19 protein-coding genes are annotated in these 15,936 nt (G+C 64.7%); 13 read left to right on the top strand and 6 right to left on the bottom strand.

Annotation, left to right across the window (positions count from 1 at the left end; translation table 11 throughout):
* Nucleotides 1-575, top strand: a 575-nt coding sequence (locus tag ABH924_RS17420) for an HNH endonuclease signature motif containing protein (protein WP_404500795.1), incomplete at its 5' end; no start/stop codon positions are given.
* 2 nt (nt 576-577) lie between these two features.
* On the opposite strand, the gene ABH924_RS17425 is transcribed toward ABH924_RS17420, so the two are convergent.
* Complete coding sequence (locus ABH924_RS17425) at nt 578-1,036, bottom strand: Lrp/AsnC family transcriptional regulator (protein ID WP_078107285.1); 459 nt, start codon at nt 1,034-1,036, stop codon at nt 578-580.
* A gap of 266 nt (nt 1,037-1,302) precedes the next feature.
* Between ABH924_RS17425 and ABH924_RS17430 the strand changes: the two genes are divergently transcribed.
* From ABH924_RS17430 to ABH924_RS17465, 8 genes are all read left to right on the top strand, one after another.
* Nucleotides 1,303-1,935 (top strand): RraA family protein, encoded by a 633-nt coding sequence (locus ABH924_RS17430; protein WP_184741514.1) that lies wholly within the window; start codon nt 1,303-1,305, stop codon nt 1,933-1,935.
* A 106-nt stretch (nt 1,936-2,041) separates the two neighbouring features.
* Entirely contained in the window at nt 2,042-3,391 is a 1,350-nt protein-coding gene (locus tag ABH924_RS17435) for an MFS transporter (RefSeq protein WP_234754405.1), read from the top strand.
* A 118-nt stretch (nt 3,392-3,509) separates the two neighbouring features.
* Complete coding sequence (locus ABH924_RS17440; RefSeq protein WP_404500798.1) at nt 3,510-4,313, top strand: LamB/YcsF family protein; 804 nt, start codon at nt 3,510-3,512, stop codon at nt 4,311-4,313.
* 47 nt (nt 4,314-4,360) lie between these two features.
* Nucleotides 4,361-5,158: a carboxyltransferase domain-containing protein gene (locus tag ABH924_RS17445; protein ID WP_404500800.1), complete on the top strand. Its 798-nt coding sequence runs from the start codon at nt 4,361-4,363 to the stop codon at nt 5,156-5,158.
* Nucleotides 5,145-6,185 carry a biotin-dependent carboxyltransferase family protein gene (locus ABH924_RS17450; protein ID WP_404500802.1) on the top strand — a complete coding sequence of 347 codons (1,041 nt, stop codon included), beginning with the start codon at nt 5,145-5,147 and terminating at the stop codon, nt 6,183-6,185. The genes ABH924_RS17445 and ABH924_RS17450 overlap by 14 nt, the downstream gene beginning before the upstream one ends.
* 111 nt (nt 6,186-6,296) lie before the next feature.
* Complete coding sequence (locus ABH924_RS17455) at nt 6,297-7,124, top strand: SDR family oxidoreductase (protein WP_404500804.1); 828 nt, start codon at nt 6,297-6,299, stop codon at nt 7,122-7,124.
* Between the two features lie 92 nt (nt 7,125-7,216).
* A complete protein-coding gene (locus tag ABH924_RS17460) occupies nt 7,217-8,386 on the top strand; it encodes a pyridoxal phosphate-dependent aminotransferase (RefSeq protein ID WP_404500805.1) in 1,170 nt (389 codons plus the stop codon).
* Nucleotides 8,387-8,460: 74 nt separating this feature from the next.
* Nucleotides 8,461-9,051 carry a TetR/AcrR family transcriptional regulator gene (locus tag ABH924_RS17465; RefSeq protein ID WP_404500807.1) on the top strand — a complete coding sequence of 197 codons (591 nt, stop codon included), beginning with the start codon at nt 8,461-8,463 and terminating at the stop codon, nt 9,049-9,051.
* Nucleotides 9,052-9,385: 334 nt separating this feature from the next.
* Here the strand turns inward: ABH924_RS17465 and ABH924_RS17470 are convergent, their stop codons facing one another.
* Nucleotides 9,386-9,595 carry a hypothetical protein gene (locus ABH924_RS17470; RefSeq protein WP_404500809.1) on the bottom strand — a complete coding sequence of 70 codons (210 nt, stop codon included), beginning with the start codon at nt 9,593-9,595 and terminating at the stop codon, nt 9,386-9,388.
* 117 nt (nt 9,596-9,712) lie between these two features.
* Between ABH924_RS17470 and gluQRS the strand changes: the two genes are divergently transcribed.
* The 4 genes from gluQRS to ABH924_RS17490 are packed head-to-tail and all read left to right on the top strand — an operon-like array spanning nt 9,713 to nt 13,373.
* A complete protein-coding gene (gene gluQRS, locus ABH924_RS17475) occupies nt 9,713-10,621 on the top strand; it encodes a tRNA glutamyl-Q(34) synthetase GluQRS (protein ID WP_404500811.1) in 909 nt (302 codons plus the stop codon).
* Nucleotides 10,622-11,668 (top strand): NADP-dependent oxidoreductase, encoded by a 1,047-nt coding sequence (locus tag ABH924_RS17480; RefSeq protein WP_404500813.1) that lies wholly within the window; start codon nt 10,622-10,624, stop codon nt 11,666-11,668.
* A gap of 35 nt (nt 11,669-11,703) precedes the next feature.
* Entirely contained in the window at nt 11,704-12,831 is a 1,128-nt protein-coding gene (locus ABH924_RS17485) for a serine hydrolase domain-containing protein (protein ID WP_404500815.1), read from the top strand.
* Nucleotides 12,832-12,839: 8 nt separating this feature from the next.
* A complete protein-coding gene (locus tag ABH924_RS17490) occupies nt 12,840-13,373 on the top strand; it encodes a phosphohydrolase (protein ID WP_234754429.1) in 534 nt (177 codons plus the stop codon).
* 27 nt (nt 13,374-13,400) lie between these two features.
* Here ABH924_RS17490 and ABH924_RS17495 read toward each other — a convergent pair whose 3' ends face one another.
* The 4 genes from ABH924_RS17495 to ABH924_RS17510 all read right to left on the bottom strand — a co-directional run bounded on the left by ABH924_RS17495 (nt 13,401) and on the right by ABH924_RS17510 (nt 15,905).
* A complete protein-coding gene (locus ABH924_RS17495) occupies nt 13,401-13,838 on the bottom strand; it encodes a DUF1003 domain-containing protein (protein WP_404500817.1) in 438 nt (145 codons plus the stop codon).
* 320 nt (nt 13,839-14,158) lie between these two features.
* A complete protein-coding gene (locus tag ABH924_RS17500) occupies nt 14,159-14,305 on the bottom strand; it encodes a lmo0937 family membrane protein (protein ID WP_234754433.1) in 147 nt (48 codons plus the stop codon).
* 170 nt (nt 14,306-14,475) lie between these two features.
* Nucleotides 14,476-15,669 carry a type II toxin-antitoxin system HipA family toxin gene (locus ABH924_RS17505; RefSeq protein WP_404500820.1) on the bottom strand — a complete coding sequence of 398 codons (1,194 nt, stop codon included), beginning with the start codon at nt 15,667-15,669 and terminating at the stop codon, nt 14,476-14,478.
* Nucleotides 15,666-15,905, bottom strand: a complete 240-nt coding sequence (locus tag ABH924_RS17510; RefSeq protein WP_404500822.1) for a type II toxin-antitoxin system Y4mF family antitoxin — start codon at nt 15,903-15,905, stop codon at nt 15,666-15,668. Before ABH924_RS17510 ends, ABH924_RS17505 begins: the two co-directional genes overlap by 4 nt.
* Between the last annotated feature and the right edge of the window lie 31 nt (nt 15,906-15,936).

Below are 15,936 nucleotides of genomic sequence, written 5' to 3' on the forward strand. Positions count from 1 at the left end.
CAGGGTCCCTGCCCGCCACGGGCGGCCACCGCCCGCAGATCCTGGCCACCATCGACCACCGCGAACTCTTCCCCCACGACAGCCAGGACCCGCAGTCCGGTCAAGCCTCGCCGTCCGGGCAGCCCGCCTTGTTCAACCGCCCCCGGCAGGGCGCGGGCACCGGGTCCTTCACGTTCACCGGGCCCGTCCCGGCGGCGACGTTGCGCAAACTCGCCTGCGACGCGGACATCATCCCCGTGGTCCTGGGCGGCGAGGGCCAGGTCCTGGACATCGGACGGGCCTCCAGGATCTTCCCGCCGCAGATCCGCAAGGCCATCACCGCGCGGGACAAAGGCTGCGCCTTCCCCGGATGCACCATGCCGGCACCATGGTGCGAGGCCCACCACATCGAGTACTGGTCCCGCGGCGGGCCCACCAGCACCGCCAACGGCACGCTCCTCTGCAGCCACCACCACCACCTGATCCACAAGGAAGACTGGCACATCCAAGTCCAAGCAGGCGTGCCTTGGTTCATCCCGCCGCCCCACACCGACCCGCACCGGACACCCCGAAGAAACCACTACTTCCAGATATGAGCTCACGCCCCCAGCAGCCCTGTCGTTCGGTACGGAATCACCTCGCGCAGGAACATGCTCGTGGACGTGCGCACGATTCCCGGGCACAGCCTGATCTCTTCCGAGACCCGGTATAGATCGTCCGGGCTCGTGGCGACCACGCGGATGATGAGGTCGGTGTCTCCGGCTGGCGCATGGCATTCGAGTACCTCGGGGATGTCGCGCAGGGCAGCGATCGCCTCGTTCAGCCGGCTCTGATCCAGCTCCGCACTCACGGCCGCCGCAACGCCGCGGCCCAGCGCTGAGGGTAGTACCCGGCTGCTGTTGGGACGCAAAGCGCCCGACGCCGACATGCGCTCCAGGCGCGACTGCACGGTCCCGCGCGCCAAGCCCAAGCGCTGGGCGAGGACCATGATCGGCACCCGGGGGTCGTCGTCGAGCGCGGCCAGGATGCGCTTGTCTGTTGAATCCAATTCCTGCATCGCTGCCGCTTTCTGCCTAGTCGCCGAAGATCTAACTGGTCAGAATGTCCAACCGAAGCTATTCTCCCGCACAATCCCTGCCGAGCGGCCTGCCATCGGGACCAGGTCGCCCTCGAGCCATGGTTGCGAATGATTTACATGCCCGTAACGGGAAACCCTTGACGGCATGAATTTAAAACGCGAAACTCTTCTCATATGTGATTGACGTCTCAAGACGATCGACGCCCACAGCGCCGGCTCTTGGGAAGAAACCAAAGGCGAAGAAAATGGCAACAACACTCGAACTGACCGTCCGCACCGCATCCTGGACCCGGCCGCCCCGCGAGCTGGTCCGCGCGTTCGAAGCGTTCCCCGTGGCAAACATCGGTGACGCCATGGAGCGGCTCGGAATCGTCGACGGCGGAATCAGCCCGGTCTGGGAAGGCGCCCGCTGCGTCGGCTCCGCCCTCCCCGTCCTGGGCGCCGCTGGAGACAACGCCGCCGTCATCGAGGCGCTGAATTACATCCAGCCCGGTGACGTGGTGGTGATCAACGGCTTTGGCCACGAACACCGCGCCTTGGTGGGCGAGCAGCTGTCCCAGCGCTTCGAAGCCGCCGGCGCCACCGGAGCCGTCATTGACGGCTACATCCGGGACCGCGCCACGATCACGGAAATCAAGTTCCCCGTTTTTGCCCGCGGTGTCACCCCTGCCGGTCCGTTCAAGAACGGCCCGGGAGTCATCGGTGAGCCCGTGGCAATCGGCGGCATCGTCTGCTCGGCAGGCGACATCGTCGCCGCCGATGACGACGGAGTCGTCATCATCCCCCAGGCCCGTGCAGCGGAAATCCTGGAACGAGTCATCGCTGTGGCCGCGCACGAGGCCGAGATGACCGCGGAAATCACCCGCGAATACAGCTAGTCCCCATCGGCCCCCTAACCTCGCTCCGCTTCGGCCAGGGAACCCTGCCGACGGGGGCCCATGCTTTCTTCCACCCCAGCCCCCTCATAGACTGAAAGCACCCACCATGACAAAGCAATCGACGGACTCAGTGGAACTGAACACCGCTCAAATCAAAGTCGTAACCGCGGACGGCAGGATGGTGCGCAAGGCAACCTTTGCCGGCACCATGGGTTCCTTCGTGGAATGGTACGACTACGGCATTTACGGCCTGCTGACCACGTACCTGGCCATGAACATCATGGGTTCCAAGGACGTCGGCTCCTTGCTCCTGACCAACGTCGGCTTCCTGGTGAGCTTCCTGGCCCGCCCCTTCGGCAGCGTCATCTGTGGTTTCCTGGGTGACCGGCTCGGCCGCAAGAACCTGCTCGCCGTCCTCCTGCTCCTCATCTCCGGGGCCACCGCCTGCATCGGCCTCATCCCGTCGTACTCGGTCATCTTCTGGGCCGCTCCGGCCTTGCTGATCCTGTTCCGCATCCTTCAGGGCTTCTCCGCCGGCGGCGAAGTGGCAGGCGCCATGGCCTTCGTGGGCGAATACGCCCACAACAAGCACCGCAACTACTCCATGAGCTTCATCGCGGTCGGTTCCTTCTGCGCCCTGCTTTTCGGTAGCGCCCTCTCCGCCGGCCTCATCACCACCCTCGGCGACTCGACCATGCAATCCTGGGCTTGGCGCATCCCGTTCCTCTTCGCCCTGCCCTTGGGCTACGTCGGCTTCTACATCCGCTCCAAGATGGAAGACACCCCGCACTTCGCGGCACTCCGTGAGCGCAACGAGGTGGAACGCAACCCCCTGCGCACCGTCTTCACGTCCAAGCGACACCTGAAGGCCATCGCGCTGACCATCTTCCTCCCCGCACTGAACGGCCCCGGCTACTACCTCCTGTTCGCATACATGCCCACGTACCTGAAGACCCAGCTGGGTGCAGGCAACAACTTCACCATGCTCCAGGCACTCCTCGTGACCGCCGTCAGCCTGGTGGCCATCATCATCGCGATCCCGCTCATGGCCCGCTTGTCCGACCGTATCGGCCGCAAGCCCGTGTTGGCGCTCTCCTCCGTGCTCATGGCCGTGGTTTCCTACCCGATGTTTGCCATGATCACCACCGGCAACATGCCGCTGGCCTGTGTTGCCACCGTCGTGATGGCCATCGCGTTCTCCGGCCACGCCGCCGTCGTCCACACCGTGCTGACCGAAATGTTCCCCACCACGGTCCGCTACAGCGCGTACAGCATCGGCTTCAGCATCAGCACCATCATCTTCGGCGGCAGCGCACCGCTGGTCATGACCGAACTCATCAAGGCCACCGGCAACAGCATGGTTCCCGCCTACGCCTCGATCGGCACGGCCATCATCACGCTTGTCTCGGTCTACTTCCTGAAAGAAACCAAGGGCCAGCCCCTGCAGACGCACTAGTAGCGGACCACCAGAACCCCGACGGCGGCGGCCGCCAGCCAGCGAAACGGCAGCCGCCGCCGTCGAACCCTAAGCAACGAACAGAACCTCCTAACCAGGAACAGAAGCGGGAGTCACCTTGAGCATCAATTCAGTCGCCGTCGTCGCAGACCTCGGCGAAAGCTACGGCAACTACACGATCGGCGACGACGACGCCCTCCTGAGTCTCGTCACCGCTTCCAACATCGCCTGCGGTTTTCACGCCGGTGATCCGCGGGTCATGGATGCCACCGTCAAGGCCTGCGTGGAGCGCGGCATCGAACTCGGCGCACACCCCGGATACCCGGACCTGGTTGGCTTCGGCCGCCGCCTCATCGAAGCCAGCGAAGAAGAAATCCGCACCGATGTGCTCTACCAGATCGGCGCCCTGGACGCGTTCGCCCGCATCAACGGCGGCAAGATCAGCCACGTGGCCCCGCACGGCCGCATGGGCAGCATCGCCCAGACCGACGCCAAGCACGCCCGGGCCATCACGGATGCCATCAAGGCCTACGACCCCTCCTACATTGTGATCTGCCAGAACGGCCTCCTGGCCGATGAATCCCGCAAGCGCGGCCTTCAGGTTGGCTACGTCTTCCTGGCGGACCGCGGCTACGGCGAAGACGGCATGCCCGTCTCCCGCAACAGCGAAGGCGCACTCCTGCACGACCCCGAGGAGATCGGCCGCCGCGTGGTCCAGGTAGTGACCGAGGGGACTGTCCGCGCCGTCACCGGCAAGGTGGTCCCGCTCGGCCACGATGCCGACGTCGTACTCCTCCACGGCGACCACCCGCAAGTCCTTCAGAACGGTATGGCTCTCCGTGCGGCCCTGGACAAGGCAGGGATCAATGCCACCGGACTCCAGGAAGTCCTCGCCGAAAAGGCCCGGCTCGCCACGGTCTGAAGCTGAGCTACCCCAGGATCCATCACCCGTACCACCGAGCAGGACTCATGACCACGCACACAGCACCCGCGGAGCGGCTGCACCACCCGCCCGAATTGGAAGCCGAGCCGTTCGGCGACTCAGCCCTCATGCTTCGGGTGAAGAACGACGACGCCGACTTCCGCCGGGCGGCGGGCGGCCGGCTCCGCGACGTGCTGCTGGACGTGCGGCCGTACGGGGTGTTGGACATCGTGGCCGGCGTTGAGTCCCTATTGGTCGAGTTCGATTGCCTGGCCGTGACCCACGAACAACTGGCCCAGACCATTCGCTTGGCGGTTGCCGGCAACGCCCTGGAACCGGGAGCCCCTGGCTCCTCGCAATCACTTTTTGTCATCCCGATGGTCGTGAGCGAGGAATTCTCCCCGGACCTCCAGGGTGTTGCCGAGGAGTTGGGCATGAGCCCTGAGGCCGTGCTGCAGCAGTTCCAGTCCTCGGTGCTGACCATCAACCTGTTGGCCGCGGCCATGGCCCCCATGATGGGCGGCGTCCGATTCCCGGGCCAGGTCAGCCGCTGCGCCGAGCCGCGGACCAACGTGGAACCCGGGTCTGTCATGGTGGCCGGCACCAACGCGATCATCCAGCCGTTCCCAGGGCCGAGCGGCTGGAAAGTGATCGGCCGGACGCCGCTCACTATCTGCAACATCCGCGAAGATCCCGCCACCTCCTACAAGCCGGGGGACTTGGTGCGCTTCGAGGTGGTGCCGGAGCACGATTGGTCGCGGCTTGAGGGCCAGTTCCTCAGGGCTGCCTCGAGCGCCGGCGCCAGCTCGGACGGCCCTGAAGGGGGCAACCGTGACCTTCCCTGAACGCGCGATCAGCATCAAAGTAAGCGAAGCGGGCTGGCTGTCCACCTTCCAGGACCTGGGCCGCGAGAATTCCGAGTTCATGGGCGTCCCTTGCGGAGGGGCGGCGGACCAGCACTCCGCGGCCGCGGCCAACATCCTGGTCGGCAACAGCCGCAAGGCCACGTGCCTGGAAATCATGGGCGGACGTTTCGCGTTCACAGCCACGCACGACGTGATGTGCGCCGTGACCGGAGTCCCGGCGGAAGTCACGGTCAACGGGGATCGGGTGAGCATGTGGGAGCCGTTATGTCTCCCGGCCGGTGCCCGGGTTGTACTTTCCAAGGCCAGTGGCGGCATGCGGAACTACCTGGCCTTCAGCGGCGAACTGGAAACCGCCCGCTTCATGGGCAGCGCCGCACCGGAATCCCGGATGGGCTTCCCGCAACAGCTCGCTCCCGGGCAGACGATCACCCTCCACAGCCGGTACCGCGGATTCACGCACCCGTTCCTGACCCAGCCCCTGTTCCGGCTGCCTGTTCCCGTGCCGGACTTCAGCCCCGAGGTGTGGACTATCGACGTCGTCGACGGACCTGAAACGGACCGGACGCCCGGCATCCGGAAACTGCTCAGCTCCAGCCATTACACCGTCGGTGCCAAATCCAACCACGTGGGCCTGCGATTGGACGGGCCCGTGGTGCATCCCGAAGGACTCGGGGAAATCGTGTCCCATGGTGTGCCGATCGGTGCATTCGAAATCCCGCATGGCGATGAGCTCATCATCCTGGGCCGCTCAAGGACGCTGACCGCCGGCTACCCGATTGTGGCGGTCGCAGCCAAAGCTTCCCTCTCCATGCTGGGCCAGGCCAGCCCCGGCCGAAAGATGACCTTCCGCTGGATCGGCAACGGCCAAGCAGTGGAGCAGTACCGGGAACAGCAACGCCATTTGGCGCATCTGGAAGAGCGCGTGCACGCCCTGTTTGCCGCCGTCGGGCTCCCCGTCTCCGCGAGCTCCGCAGCGGCCTCCTCGCCGAGTCCCGCTGCGGCGTGACGCACCCACCCGAAGAAAACACTTGACCATCATCTTCTGAAATGAGAAACTCTTCTCATATGTGATGAGCATCTCAAATGATTCACACTAAAAACGCAAGGAACTGAAACCATGGGACTTCTGGACGGCAAGCTCGCGATCATCACCGGTGCCGGTACCGGCATGGGACGCTCGACGGCGGCCTTGTTGGCAGCCGAGGGTGCCGCGGTGGTGCTGGTGGGACGGCGTGAAGACGTGCTGCAGGAACTCGCCGCGGAAATCATTGCCGAGGGCGGTCGCGCAGTTGCCCGGGCCGCGGACATCACTTCCAAAGACGACGTCGACGCGCTGCTGGATTGGGTCCACGGGAATCTTGGCCAAGTGGACATCCTCGTCAACAATGCGGGCAGCTCCAGCAAGGTCCTCAACGTCCGCTGGATCAGCCAGCAGGAATGGAATGACGTCCTGGACGTCAACCTCAACGCCGTCTACCTGCTCAGTCAGGCAGTCCTTCCGGACATGCTGGCCCGGAAGACCGGAACCATCATTACGGTCTCCTCGCTCGCCGCCGTGAACCCCAACTTGCTCGGCGGCGCCGCGTACGGTGCGGCCAAGGCCGCGGTCCGGAATTTCATGACCTATCTCCACAACACCTTCCGCAACGATGGACTCCGCGCAGTGACCATCCTGCCCGGTGAAACCGCCACGCCGATCCTGGACAACCGCGCACGCCCGCCCCGCGCAGAGGAACGCGATGCCATGGTGCAGCCCGAAGACGTGGCCCGGGCCATCCACCTCGTGGCCACGCTGCCCCAGCGCACCGTCGTGCAGGAACTCATCATCGCCCCCACCATCCAGCGGGACACCTCCGGAGACATCGAGATCAGCCGCTGGGCCGGAGCCCCCGCCGAGCAATCACCTGCCGACGAGGCACCCGCAGACCAGGCACCGCAGCGATGAAACCCCGCAGACTCTACGCTCAGTCCTCGCGGGCAGCTACCAAGTCGGCCGCCCCCAAAACAACCTCAGCAACCACCCAGATCAGGACCCTCATGACACTCGAGCCAGCCACCGCCGTCGCCGATTTCCAGCCCTCCGAAGCTGTGCAGCGCATCCAGCGCACATCGCTGCGGGTGCAGCAGCCCCATGGCCAAGGGGACCTTGTCTCCTTGGCCATGGGTGAGCCGGACTTCGACACCCCGGCCCAGGTTCGAGCAGCAGCCGCCCGCGCCCTCGAGGACGGCTTCACCCACTACTCGCCGTTGCTTGGCGAGCTGGTGCTTCGCGAGGAGCTGGCTGCCCGTATCGGCCAGCTCCTCGGCGGAGTGGCCAGCCCCGGCGACGTGCTCATCACGCAGGGCGGAACGGCCGGACTGTCCGCGGCGATCCTTGGCATCGTCAACCCGGGCGACAAAGTGGTCATCCCGGACCCCACTTATTCCCTGTACGCCGACCTCGTGAGCATGGCCGGGGGTATCACGGTGCCGGTGCCGCTGGCCGATGACCTGCACTGGGACCTCGAGGCATTGGCCACCGCGCTTGAAGGGGCCAGGATGTTCGTCTTCTGCAACCCCTCCAACCCGACCGGCATCGTGCACTCCCGCCGCGAACTCGAAGCCCTCGCAGACATGGTGGCCGGAACCGACACCCTGATCCTTTCCGACGAGGCTTACAGCGATCTGGTCTACACGCCCGAACCCTTCACCTCGGCGCTGGAAATCGAAGCCCTTGCCGGCCGGACCATTTACTGCCAGACCTTCTCCAAGAGCTATGCCATGACCGGCTGGCGGGTGGGTTACCTCTGGGGCCCGTCCGACGTCATCGCCTCAGCTGCCCGGGTCCACAACACCTTCAACGGCTCCATGAACCAGGCCGTGCAATACGCGGCGTTGACCGCCCTGAAGACATGCGGACCGGACATCGAACGCATGCACGCCTCCTATGCGTTGCGCAGGGAGCTCATGGCCAATGGTCTCCAGCGGATTCCAGGTCTCACGGTCAGCTCGCCGGAAGGCGCGTTCTACCTTTTCCCCAAGTACGACGTCGAGCTGCCGGCGGCCGCGATGGTGGCTCACCTTCGCAACCACGGCGTGGCCGTTCGTCCCGGCAGTGAGTTCGGCCGGAACGGAGAGTTCCACTTGCGCCTGTCCTACGCGGCCAGCTCCGAGGCAATTACCGCCGGTGTGGAGCGCTTGGCGGCCGGGCTGGCCGAGCTCCGGTGAGTGCCGCGGACGTGGCCAGCGTGGCGCCAACCGTTCAGGCGCTACGCTGGAATCTGACACGGAAGGGGGCGCCCATGCGCAGCGACACCCAACGCAACCGCCGCCAGCTGGTGCGGGCCGCAGGGAAGCTCTTCGCCAAGGCCAAGGGCCCGGTGAGCATGACGGACATCGCCCGTGAAGCCGAGATCTCTCCTGCAACCGCGTATCGACATTTCGCCTCGGTGGATGACGTGCTGGCCGCGTTCCGTTTTGGTGTTGGCGAGAAGCTGCGCGATTTCAGCGTTGCCCAGACCACGTCCGGGGTGGAACTGCTGGAGAGCGTCAGCCGGCATTGGGTGGGCCTCGTCATCAAGCATGGCGGTTCCATGGTCCACACCCGTTCCGGCGAGGGGTACTTGGCCCGTCTTCGCTCCGGCGCGTACTACTTGACCATCCAGGCCGAGGCTTTGGAGCGGCCACTCCGCGAGGCCTGTGAGGAACTCGGCCTCCCGCCCCTCGGGGACGAAGCAATGTTCCTGTGGAACATCCTCTTCGACCCCCGGGAAATTTTCGATCTGCTCAACACCGTCGGCCTGGACAAGGACCAAGTGTCCACCAAGCTTTGTGCGGCGCTCCGCGGTGCGATGGCTGCTTGGGCGGCCGCCGAGCCAACCCCGGCAAAGTGATCATCCACTGTTCATCTTCTGCCGGCAAATTAGTCAGATTGACCAATGACGTTTGAGTCCGTTGCGCCAGCTGTAGTGTTCCTGTTGAAATAGTGGCAACAAAGGGAAAGGCTACCGCCGGACCCCGCAGGCTACGGAACCCCCGGTACACCACCCGGCCACCCGAAACACCGTCCCGCAAAGACGCAGCCGCTGATTGACTCTTGTTCACGCATCGTCTTTCCGCAAGCCGTCCGGCACTGTCATGACAGCGGCCGGCACCACCATAAGAGCCCCTGAGCCACCGAACGCGTTGCGGTAGCTGAGGGGCTCTTGTGCTGCCCGGGTTGTGCTCTCAGAGAGGTTGGATCAACACCGCGACATAGTCGTATTCATCTTGGGAGGCGGCGGTCCACTCGACGTCCACCAGATCACCCGCCTTGAGGGACCTGTATCCGCCTGATTGCTGGATGACCGAGAAATGTCCGAAGCATTTCTTCCCGTCGGGAAGAATAAGTTCCCCCCAGCCTTCTTCGGCCTTCCAAAAGGAAACCGTCGCCTTCATTCGAGGTGAGCTCAATGTGGGTCCTCTCTTTGGAAAGTGAACTTACGCAATTCTCCCCGTGTCCCGCACCCTCGCCGGAATCCTGCAGGCGCGCCCGGCGCCGCATAGTCTTGTGCCATGACTTCCGCTGGCCGCTTCGCTCCGAGCCCCTCCGGCGAGCTCCACGTGGGCAATCTGCGCACGGCCATGCTCGCGTGGCTCTTCGCGCGTTCCACGGGCCGCGCGTTCCTGCTGCGTGTGGAGGACCTCGACCGTGCGCGGGCCGGTGCCGAGGAAGTCCAGCTCCGCGACTTGGAAGCTGTCGGCGTGACGTGGGACGGCGCCGTCGTTCGCCAGACGGACCGTGCCGGACTGTACAACGACGCGATCAAGGAGCTCACCGACGCCGGACTGACGTATGAATGCTTTTGCACGCGACGCGAGATCCAGGACGCGCCGTCGGCCCCGCACGCGCCGCAAGGCGCCTACCCGGGGACGTGCAGAAACTTTTCGACGGCGGAGCTTGAGATCCGACGGGCTTCCCGCCCTGCCGCCATCCGGCTTCGCGCCGAGACTCATGGATGGACTGTGGAGGACGGGCTGCACGGGCCATACACGGGCGTCGTGGACGACTTTGTGCTCCGACGGAACGACGGCGTCACTGCCTACAATTTGGCCGTGGTGGTGGATGACGCAGAACAGGGCGTGGACCAAGTGGTCCGTGGAGACGACCTCCTGTCCTCCACACCCCGCCAGGCCTATTTGGCTTCCTTGTTGGGCTTAGCCGTTCCGGAATATGCCCATGTCCCCTTGGTACTGAATCGCGACGGCGCCCGCCTGGCCAAGCGCGACGGTGCAGTGACGCTCGGCGACCTTGCCGCCGTCGGGCTGTCTGCCGGGGAGGTGCGGGACGTGATCCTGGAATCGCTCGGCTTGCCGGGAGGGCTGCTTGGTGAGGCCTTGGATAGATTTGATCCGGCCCGATTGCCACGCGGGCCATGGATATGGAATGGCATTCAGCAATCAACCCTCCGGAAAGGGGCCTAAGTGCTCGCCTATGTGCTGACCCGCTACGGCGGTGCCGACGCAATGGAGCTGCAGGACGTCCCCAGGCCGATTGCCGGTCCGGGCGAGGTTCTGGTCAGGGTGTTTGCCGCGGGGCTCAATCCGGTGGACTACAAGCAACGCGAAGGCGCAGTCCGGGTGATCACCAGGCCAAGGTTGCCCTTGGTGGCCGGAAGCGAACTGGCCGGGATCGTGGAAGCCGTGGGGCCGGGTGTCACCCGCTTTTCAACGGGAGACCGGGTGTTTGCCCGCGTGGACAAGACCCTGCTGGGAGCCTTTGCCGAGCACGCCGCCGTCCACGAGGATCTCGTCGCGCTCATGCCAAGGTCGCTCAGCTACACCGAGGCCGCGAGCCTTCCCTTGGCGGGCCTCACAGCCTTGCAGGCACTGCGCGACGAGCTCAAGGTCAAACCCGGGACCAAGCTTTTCATCTCCGGAGGTGCGGGCGGAGTGGGAACCCTCGCCATCCAGCTGGCCAAATACTTTGGCGCCGAGGTGACCACCACTGCGTCTCCCCGTGGAGAAGAGTTGGTGCGGCGGCTCGGGGCGGACGCCGTCGTCGACTACACGAAGGAAAACCTGGCCGAAGTGCTCAGTGGCTTCGACGCCGCGCTGGATCTCGTGGGCGGGGAGACGCTGGACCAGACGTTCAAGATCCTCAAGCCGGGCGCGAAAGTGGTCAGCATCGCCGGGATGCCCGAACCGCAGACGGCCTTGAAAGACCTTGGGGCCCCGGCCTGGATGACCGCGCTGTTCTGGGCGATCAGCCTCGGAATCCGGAGCCGCGCCCGTGAAGCCAACGTCCGGTACCGCTACCTTTTCATGCACCCCAGCGGTGAGGACCTGAAATTCCTGTCACGCCTGGTTTCCGAGGGGAAACTGCAACCCGTGGTGGACAGCAGCTATCCGCTCGAAAAGATCGGCGACGCTTTCGCCGCGCTGGAGCAGGGACGCGCCAAGGGCAAGATCGTGGTGACCATGGACACGGGCGGCTGGGCCCACGCTGCTGGGTTCCCTGGCCGAGCGTAGCGAGGTTAGGGGGCGGCGGGGAGTAGGCTGTCCGGGTGGATGCACAGACGATTGCCCCTGGATTCGAATCAGTCGCCGAACTCTTCGGCCGTTTCCTGAGCGAGGACCGGGAATATTCAGCCCAGCTTGCGGCCTACCACCGCGGAGTCAAGGTATTGGACATCAGCGGTGGGCCGCACCGCCGCCCGGATTCCGTGACCGGTGTTTTCTCCTGCTCCAAGGGAGTGTCCGGGCTGGTCATCGCACTTTTGGTCCAGGACGGCTTCCTCGACCTCGACGCCGAAGTGGTCAAGTACTGGCCGGAATTCGGCGCCGAAGGAAAGGCCACGATTACCGTGGCCCAGCTGCTCTCCCACCAGGCCGGGCTTCCGGGAGTCGAAGGCGGACTCACCCTGGCGGAATACAACAACTCCGAGTTGGCCGCCGCCAAGCTCGCGCAGATGCGGCCGCTGTGGAAGCCCGGGGCGGCCTTCGGGTACCACGCCCTGACCATCGGCGTCTTCATGGAGGAGCTTTGCCGCCGGATCACCGGGTCCACGCTCCAGGAAATCTACGAACAGCGGATCCGCTCGGTCACGGGCGCCCACTTCTTCCTGGGACTGCCTGAGTCCGAGGAACCCCGCTATGCCACCCTCCGTTGGGCTGCAGACCCCTCCCAGCCGTGGATTGATCCCGCCAGCCATTTCGGCCTTTCCGCAAACTCGGCCGTGGGGGACATCCTTGACCTGCCCAACCTCCGCGAGGTCCGCGCAGCCGGCCTGAGTTCAGCCGCCGGAGTCGCCAGCGCCGAAGGCATGGCCCGCGTCTACGCTGCGGCACTCACCGGACTTGCCGCCGACGGCGACCGAGCCGCCGTCGCGCCCCTCCTCAGCGAAGAGACCATCCAAACCGTCACGGCCGAGCAGGTCTTCGGCATCGACCGGGTGTTCGGCGAGACGAGCTGCTTTGGGACAGTGTTCATGAAATCGCATGCACGCTCGCCTTATGGCAGCTACCGGGCGTTCGGGCACGACGGCGCCAGCGCATCTTTGGGGTTCGCTGACCCTGTGTATGAACTCGCCTTCGGGTACGTGCCGCAACAGGCCGAGCCGGGCGGAGCGGGATGCCGCAACCTTGAGCTGAGCGCCGCCGTGCGGAAGGCAGTCACCGAACTGGCTCAGTAGGATGAAGCATGACCGAACCGAGATTCACCGTTGAAACAGCCATGGTCCTTGCCGAAGTGGCGCACAATCGCCAGAAGGACAAGCTGAAGCGGCCGTACCGCGAGCACGTTCTGGCAGTAGGAGATGCGCTCGCCGACTTCGACGACGACATCCGGATCGCAGGTTACCTGCACGACATCGCCAAGGACACGCCGATTACCAAGCAGGCGCTGCTCGACATGGGTGTTTCCGAGCGTGCCGTGGGCATCATCGAACGCGTGACGCGCCGATTCCAGGATGACTCGGACAACGATGAAGCCGTCGTTCTGCATATCGCACAGGACCATGACGCCACCCTGGTCAAGATCGCCTGCAACGCCCACAACTCCGTCCCGGAGCGCGTGCGGGCGCTCGCCGAAAAGTGGCCGGACAAGGCACCCAGCACGCGCTACGCAGACGCCCGGGAAGTGCTCTACAAGGCGGTGCCACGGGGCGAAATCCACTTGGTCCTGCAACGCATCAACCCTGATCTGCTGTCCGAGATGGACCGGCTGGCGGACTAGTAGTTCGACGCGGCAGTTCTCGCCTGTCTACGGTTTCGTCGGGTCATCCCGGCTCGGGTTGGCAGCGGCCGCCGCCTCCCGGGTAGCGGATGCGGTGACGTCCGCGAGAATCCGTTGGTGGATCTGGGCGGTGAGCTCGTGAATCGCACGCGTCAGGTCGGTGTTCTCCTCGAGCAGATGCTCCTGGGCGTTGTAGTCATGGTCTGCCTTCACCTGCTGGAAAGCCGCCTGACGGTTCTGTCCGATCATGACGAAGGTCGAGAGGAAGATCGCTTCGAGCGAGACGATCAAGGTCAACGTCGGCCACGGGCTCTGCTCGAATACGAGCATCCACACGGCGAAAAGCAATATGTGCAGGTAGACGAAGTTCATCGATCCGGCGAAGGCCGTAATTGCATCGGCGACTCGAAGCTGAATGCTTGCGGCCCGGCGCTCCGCCTCTGCCAGGACCGATGGGTGGAGCATTGACCGCTCGCTTTGAGAGAGCAACCGTGTGGGTCTCAAATAAGAGCGTGAATGCGGAGAAGTGCCCGTCGTGGACGTCGATTGGTGTCCGGCCTCTTGCGTCATACGTTCAATCCCTTGGCTCGCGGCGAGCCCATCTCGCCTCTGATTGCGAGCCTAGCGTCGCCATGCGCGTGGATCTGGGATTGAACGCTCGTGCAAGAACCGGCGGGGCGGGGCGGGGCAGGGCAGGGTAGGGCGGGGCCGGGCAGTGCCGGGCAGTGCCGGGGCAAGGGCCTTGCCCTGTCCCGGCGCCCGCCGGTCGGAAGGACGGTTTGTATTTAGGCGCGGGATCTTCCTCGGAGGAAGTGGAAGATCAGGACGATCACAGCAACAACCAAAAGCAGGTGAATGAACCCGCCACCGATGTTGCCGATAAAGCCGAGAAGCCAGAGAACCGCGATAATGATGGCTATCCAAAGCAACATAAGAGTCTCCCTTTTGTGTACAAATGGAAATGCTGATTTGCGCCCCGCCGCTCTGCGACCCGCGCAGATACCGTGTGGTGCCCTCACCTTATGTCAGTATCAGGTTCCTGTTAACGGCCAAGCAATAATCGATAGTCGGGTTCCGATTTGGTGGCTTAATGCTGGGAAAGCTACCCGCTCATCAACCTTCGCCGATGATTGAGCTCCTTGACCCAGTCCCTCGTCTGCAGCGGCCCGAAAGGTGAGGCGCCGGCGTCGAGCTCTGCGATGAGCGGGCCCGAGGCCTTGAGCGCGAGTCCTATGACTCCCTCCGCTGTTCGCTCCGTCAGCCCGAGCTTGCCGGCCCAGGCGAGGAAGTGCTTCCGGGAGATTCCGCTCTTCTTGCCGCCGATGCCCAGCGCGAGCGTCTTGTCCCCGTAGACCACTGTGGAGGGGATGTCGTAGACCGGGGCGATGGTGTACTCGCCCTGCGCCGACTGAACCATGGACACGTTCTTGGCATGGAGGTCGCCGTTGCCGCTGAGCCAAGCGAAAGCCAGCTGAATCGCCAGGTTACGCAAGGCCGGGAGGGGCGCGGAACAGTGCGCCGCCAAAGCCGCACAAACCTCTCCGAACGGCACGCTGTACTTGTCGGCAGGGTAGAGTCCCAGCACTTGGGCTCCGTCTTCGACGGCGAGGCGCAGCGGGGTGCCGTCGGCTCGGGTGAGGCGATCGAAACGCTCCACGAGCAGCCCGGCCCGCCCGCCGACGTCGTGCACCAACCGCACGCTGCTCACCGGGATCCGGAGCTTGCGCGCATAACGGAACATCAGGAACTCGTTCTCCACCACGAACGGGAACTCCGGGGCATTCAGTTTGAGGATGAAGCGCTTGCCCGCTTGCGCCACCGGGAGCGAAATCATCCCGGCCGACAACTTGTCCTGCACACCCGCCAATGCCACAGGATCGATGAGGTCTGAATCGCCGAGCAGCGCGTCGAAGTCGAGCGGCAGTTTCGAATCGAGCACGACGGCGGAGCCTCCCTCCGTGGGCGGCTCACCGTGGGGGACCGTCTGGACATCGCCCACGGCGTCCCCGCCCGCCCCCATGAGGAGCGCGAGCTCGTCGTCGGCGCTGGCCTTGACCGCCCGACGTAGTGAATTCAGGCGGCGGCCTTCCGGGAGGAGGCCCGTGAAGTAGGGCGGAACCGCGCCGCTAGGGGTGAACACTGCTTCGTTTGTCAGCGGGAGCGTCGTGGCGACGGCCGGACCGCCGGATTCGAGATACCGGGGCAAGTAGCTGAACTTGGTGCCGCTTTCATGCCGCTCGATACGCGCAGCCAGGACTCCCTGCTTGTAGACGTCGGCGATGCGGTGGAATGTCATGGCCGGCTGTTTGCAGTCCGGGTGCCCGCAGGTTGCACCATGAGCTCAAGGCCGAGTGTGCCGAGGACCGCGAGGAGTGGTTCCAATTGGACCGTGGTCTTCCCCTGCTCCACGAAACGGACGAATCGTTCCGAGACTCCCGCGAGATCCGCGAGGTCGGACTGGCTCAGGCTGAGGGAGCTGCGGCGGGCACGGACCTTGGCGCCGAGGGACTCGGTGAATTCCCTGGGGGACATGTCCACCCTTCTGAGTCTTTTGTGGGCATGC

It is taken from the genome of Arthrobacter sp. GAS37 (genome assembly GCF_044908325.1).
In the GTDB taxonomy this organism is placed as follows: Bacteria; Actinomycetota; Actinomycetes; order Actinomycetales; family Micrococcaceae; genus Arthrobacter; species Arthrobacter ramosus.